Source organism: Corallococcus sp. AB032C (genome assembly GCF_003668935.1).
Classification (GTDB): Bacteria; Myxococcota; Myxococcia; order Myxococcales; family Myxococcaceae; genus Corallococcus; species Corallococcus exiguus.
The window spans coordinates 1-5,184 of record NZ_RAWP01000217.1; the positions used below are offsets into that span (position 1 = coordinate 1).

Here is a 5,184-nt window from a genome sequence, read left to right on the forward strand (position 1 = left end):
GCTCCGGCCCCTGCCCCCGTCGCGGAGGCTCCGTCGGCGGATCCTTCCCAGGCGCTGACGGGCATCCCCGGCATGGACTTCTCCGCGCTGCCGCCCGCCGCGAAGCGCGAGCTGGCCACGGTGTTCAGCGACGAGTTCTGCTACTGCGGCTGCCCCCACTCGCTGGGCGCGTGCCTCAAGCAGCACACGACCTGCAAGCACGCGAAGCGGATGGCGCGGCTGTCCGCCCGGATGGTGGCGGAGGGCGGGCCCGCGAGCGAGGTCATCGTCACGCTGTCCAAGTACTACGCGTCCTTCCGCGAGCCGCGCGTGCAGCTCAAGGTGGATCCGCGCATGTGCCAGGGCGACGCCAACGCGCCCGTGACGGTGGCGGAGTTCTCCGACTTCGAGTGCCCCTTCTGCGGCAAGGCCCGGCCCATCCTGGAGGGCTTCGCGAAGAAGCATCCCAGCGAGGTGCGCTTCTGCTACCTGCCGTTCCCGCTCTCCATGCACCCCAACGCCGTCCCCGCCGCGCAGGCGGTGCTGTGGGCGCGCGACCAGGGCAAGTTCTGGCAGATGCACGACGCGCTCTTCGGCCAGCAGGAGAACCTCAAGCCGGAGGCGCTGCCCGCGCTGGCGAAGTCGGTGGGCCTGGACGGGGACAAGCTGGCCGCCGTGCTGAAGACGGAGCAGTACAAGGACGAGATTGAAGGCTTCCGCGCGCAGGGGCGCCTGGCGGCCATCAACAGCACCCCGACCGTGTTCTTCAATGGACGTGCCTACGAGCTGGGCTTCCAGGAGGGGCAGCTCGAGCACAGCATGGAGGACGAGGTGGAGTGGCGCGCGAACAACAACGCGTGGGCCGCTGACTGACCCTTCGATGAGCCAACGCTTCCGCATCGATGGCGCCGCGATGCTGGTCCCCGAGGACCGCACCGGCATCCCCGCGCTCGCGGGACGCTCGGGGACGTACGCGCTGATGCCCACCGCGCCCGACCTGCTGGTGTTCTCCCGCACGCCGCCGGGAGGGGGCTCCATCCCCACGCCGCGCGTGGTGCTTTCGGGGGACGCGGGTGGGTTCCCCCTGTCGGACCTCATCGCGTTCCTCAGCCAGTCGCGCTGGAGCGGCGTCATCCGCGTGCACACGCCGGGCGGCGAGCGTTCACTCACGCTGCGCGAGGGCGAGGTGCGCGGCGCCACCTCCGAGGAGCCCGCGGACCGGCTGGGCGAGGTGCTGGTGCGGCTGGGCTACGCGGACCGCGCGCAGGTGGAGGCGGCGCTGCGCGAGCAGTCGGCGTCCAAGCTGGGCCGGGCGATGGTGGAGAAGGGCGTGCTCCAGGCGCACGACCTCTTCAAGTGCGTCACGCACCAGGTGAGTGAGATCTTCCACGCCATCGTGCTGTGCCGCGAGGGGTCGTTCTTCCTCATCGACCAGCCGCTGGACGAGAAGATGGGCCACTCCCTCCAGCTGTCCACGCAGAGCCTGCTGATGGACAGCATCCGGAAGATCGACGAGATGGCGCACTTCCGGAAGCGCATCCCCCACGGCCGCATGTACGTGGCGCGCAAGCGTCCGTCCGACGGCAAGCTGGAGGAGGACGAGGACCGCGTGCTGACGATGCTGGACGGGCGGCGCACGGTGCTGGAGCTGGGGCACGCGGCGCGGCTGTCCGAGTTCGACGTCACCAAGGTCGTCTTCCGCCTGCTGGAGGGCGGCTTCGCGGGGCTGACGGACAAGCCGGCGGGGGCTCCCGCCTCGGCCGTGGCGCCGGAGAAGACGGTTGCGCCGCGCGTGCGTCCGCCGGTGCGCGCGGTGGCTCCGGTGGATGCCCGGCCGGTGGCGCGCGTCTTCAACTTCATCTTCCGGGAGATCCGCGACGAGGTGGCCCGCTCCGGCATGGACCGCGAGTTCATCGCGGCGGCCAACGCGGCGCTGTCCAACCAGGCGCTGTCGTCGTCGCCGGTGCTGGAGGGGCTGGCGTTCGCGGCGGACGGGAGCCTGCCGGAGGGCCGGTTGATGGAGGCCTTCGACAGGCACCGCGCCCACCTGGGCAGTGAGCCGCTGGCCTCGTTCCGTCAGGCGCTGAGCGACGTGATGTTCTTCCTGCTGTTCCAGGCGGGGGAGCTGTTGGAGTCGCGCGCGGACGAGGACCTGGCCCGCCGGGTGAAGGAACTTCTGGCCACGCTCGAGGCACCGTGACGGACACTGGATTTCCAAGGCTGACCGCGGGCGTGCCCGGGTGCGGCGGCGCGTTCAAGCTCACTCCCGATGACTTCGAGGTGGAGGAGCTACCCGCGTACCTGCCGTCCGGCGAGGGCACGCACCTGTACCTCTGGGTGGAGAAGCGCGGCCGGGACACGCGCGAGGTGGTGCGCGCGCTGGCGACCGCGCTGGGAGTGCGCGAGGACGACATCGGCTCCGCCGGCATGAAAGACCGGCAGGCGGTGACGCGGCAGTGGCTGTCCGTGCCCGCGAACGCCGAAGCCCGCGTGCCGGAGTTCGCGCTGGACGGCGTGCGCGTGCTGGAGGTGAAGCGGCACGGCAACAAGCTGCGCACCGGGCACCTGAAGGGAAATCGCTTCCGGTTGCGGCTTCGCGGCGTGAAGGACCTGGGCGCGGCGCGGGAGTCCTTCTCACGGCTGTCCGCGGAGGGCGTGCCCAACTACTTCGGGGAGCAGCGCTTCGGGCGGGCCGGGGACAACGCCGACCTGGGCCGGATGCTCCTCCTGGGACAGCGGCTGCCGAAGCGGCCGGACCGCTTCCAGCGCAAGCTGTACCTGTCCGCCTTCCAGTCGCGCCTCTTCAACCAGGCGCTGGCCGAGCGGCTCACCGCGGGCACCTTCGCCACGGCGCTCCTGGGCGACGTGCTGCGCAAGGAGGAGACGGGCGGCCTCTTCGTGTGCGAGGCGCCGGACGTGGACGGTCCGCGCGTCGCCTCGTTCGAGGTGAGCCCGGCGGGCCCGATGTTCGGCCCGAAGATGACCGCCTCGAAGGGTGAGGTCGCGGAGTTCGAGGCGCGGCTGCTCGTGGACGCGGGCGTCACGTCGAGCGACTTCCTGCGCGGCGGCGACGAGACGGAAGGCACGCGCCGGCCGTACCGAGTGCGGCTGGGCGCGGCGGAGCTCACGGAGGACGGCGAGGACGCGCTGCTCACGTTCGAGCTGCCGCGCGGCGCCTACGCCACCGAAGTGCTGCACGAACTGCTCAAGGACGGCTGAGCAGCCCCCCGGAAATGACCGCGCCTCCCAGGGCACCGAAGCCCGGGGAGGCGCGTAGGGGAAACGCTTGTCCCGCTCCGTCATGGACGGAGCGGGGTGGGGCGCGTCACGTCACTGCCGGACGACGTTGAACTCTGTGCGGCGGTTGAGCGCGCGGCCCGCCTTCGTGTTGTTGGGCGCCACGGGCTTCGTCTCACCGAAGCCCACGGCCTCCATGCGGCCCGGGTCGATGCCGCGCTTGAGCAGCTGCGCCATCACGGCGTCGGCGCGCTTCTGGGACAGCTTCAGGTTCGCCGTGTCGTTGCCCATCGAGTCGGTGTGGCCCTCGATGCGCATCTTGCGGATCCACGGCGCGTCCTTCAGCGCCTGCCCCACCTCATCCAGGATGGTGGTGCTCTGCTTGCCGATGATCTTCGCGGAGCCGGTGCCGAAGAGGATCTGCTTCTTGATCTCAATCCGGTCCTTCTTGACGATGACCATCTTGTACTGCTTGGCGCACCCGCGCTCCTCCTTCACGCCCGGGTCGTCAGGGCACGCGTCCAGGCGGTCCACCACGCCGTCGCCGTCGCGGTCCGGATCCGGGCAGCCGGCGTTCTCCTGCGGGCCGGACTCGTTCGGGCACTTGTCCTGCGCGTCCGGCACGCCGTCGCTGTCGTTGTCCAGGTCCGGGCAGCCGTCGTCATCCTGGTAGCCGTCCTTGTCCTCCGGCTCGTCCGGGCACTTGTCCTTGTCGTCGTTGATGCCGTCCCCGTCCTTGTCCACGATGGGGCAGCCCAGGTTCTGCAGCGGACCCGGCTCGTTGGGGCACTTGTCCGTGCCGTCCACGATGCCGTCCAGGTCGTTGTCCATCTCCGGGCAGCCGTCCTCGTCCTCGAAGCCGTCCTTGTCCTCGGGCTGGTCCGGGCACTTGTCCACGTTGTCGAGGATGCCGTCGCCGTCGCGGTCCTTGGGGGCCTCCGGCGGGCAGCCGTTGTTCTCCGCCACGCCGGGGATGAGCGGGCACTTGTCCTGCGCGTCCAGCACGCCGTCCCCGTCGTTGTCCGGGTCCGGGCAGCCGTCCTGGTCCTGGAAGCCGTCCACGTCCTCGGCCTGCTCGGGGCAGGGGTCGTCCTTGTCGAGGACGCCGTCGCCGTCGCTGTCCGTCTCCTCGATGCTCACCACCACCTGCTGCTGGGGCTGGGTGGGCTGCTGGGGCTGTTCCGGCTGCGCCTGCGGCGTCTCCGGACGGTCGCGCACCAGCACCTGGCGCGGGCCGCAGTTCTTGGACAGCTCCAGGGCGCGCTTCACCGCGGTGTCGGCGTCGCGCACGTGCTGGGCGGCGCGCGAGCTGTTGCCCTGGCTGAGCTCTCCGCGGGCGAAGTCGAGGTTGGCCTCCGCGGCGGCCAGCTCCGCGGGCGCGCAGCGCAGGGCACCGCCACGGCGGGCGCGCTCCACGTCGGCGGTGAGCACCTCCGTGTCAGCGCGGATCTTGTTGCCGCTGACGCAGGAGAGGGAGGCGAGGAGCAGGGTGAAAAGCGCGGACTGGGGCAGACGCTTCATCGGAGAGCGCTCGGGCGTCACGGGTTCTGGGGGCGGCCCTGGGAGTCGCCGCTGTTGGCCGCGGACATGGCCTTCTCACGCGCCTCGTTGGCGAAGCGCGAGGCCTTCACGGCGAAGTCCACACCGGCCTGGTAGTCCGAATAGCCGACCTCCTCCCGCGCCTTCTGCAGGTAGAGGTTGGCGGCCGTCCACTCATAGGGGGCTTCCTTCTCCGCCCCCGCGGTGCGCGCGGCCTGGATCTGCACCTCTGCGTCGAGGATGTTGGACGTGGACTTCACGGGGCCACATGCGGTCAGCACGCCCGCGAACGCCAACAGGAGCGACTGCTTCGTCATCACGGGGGCCTCGGTCGACAGAGCGGAGACAGACTGGTCGCCGGTCGTATCAATCGCCTCCGGGGGGGTCAAGAATCGGGCGGTTGGCGTGAAGCAGGGGGCCGGGCGGAGG

General features: G+C 70.8%; 5 protein-coding genes. 3 read left to right on the forward strand and 2 right to left on the reverse strand.

The features are described 5' to 3' along the window. The 3 genes from D7X99_RS41445 to truD all read left to right on the forward strand — a co-directional run. Positions 1-852, forward strand: an 852-nt coding sequence (locus D7X99_RS41445) for a thioredoxin domain-containing protein (RefSeq protein ID WP_121782526.1), incomplete at its 5' end; no start/stop codon positions are given. A 7-nt stretch (positions 853-859) separates the two neighbouring features. Continuing rightward, positions 860-2,179 carry a DUF4388 domain-containing protein gene (locus D7X99_RS41450; protein WP_121782527.1) on the forward strand — a complete coding sequence of 440 codons (1,320 nt, stop codon included), beginning with the start codon at positions 860-862 and terminating at the stop codon, positions 2,177-2,179. Beyond that, positions 2,176-3,198 (forward strand): tRNA pseudouridine(13) synthase TruD, encoded by a 1,023-nt coding sequence (gene truD / locus D7X99_RS41455; protein WP_121782528.1) that lies wholly within the window; start codon positions 2,176-2,178, stop codon positions 3,196-3,198. Before D7X99_RS41450 ends, truD begins: the two co-directional genes overlap by 4 nt. A 111-nt stretch (positions 3,199-3,309) precedes the next feature. Here truD and D7X99_RS41460 read toward each other — a convergent pair whose 3' ends face one another. Then, entirely contained in the window at positions 3,310-4,737 is a 1,428-nt protein-coding gene (locus D7X99_RS41460; RefSeq protein ID WP_121782529.1) for an OmpA family protein, read from the reverse strand. 17 nt (positions 4,738-4,754) lie between these two features. Beyond that, a partial coding sequence (locus tag D7X99_RS41465) for a DUF4398 domain-containing protein (RefSeq protein ID WP_233614212.1) occupies positions 4,755-5,184 on the reverse strand: 430 nt, incomplete at its 5' end.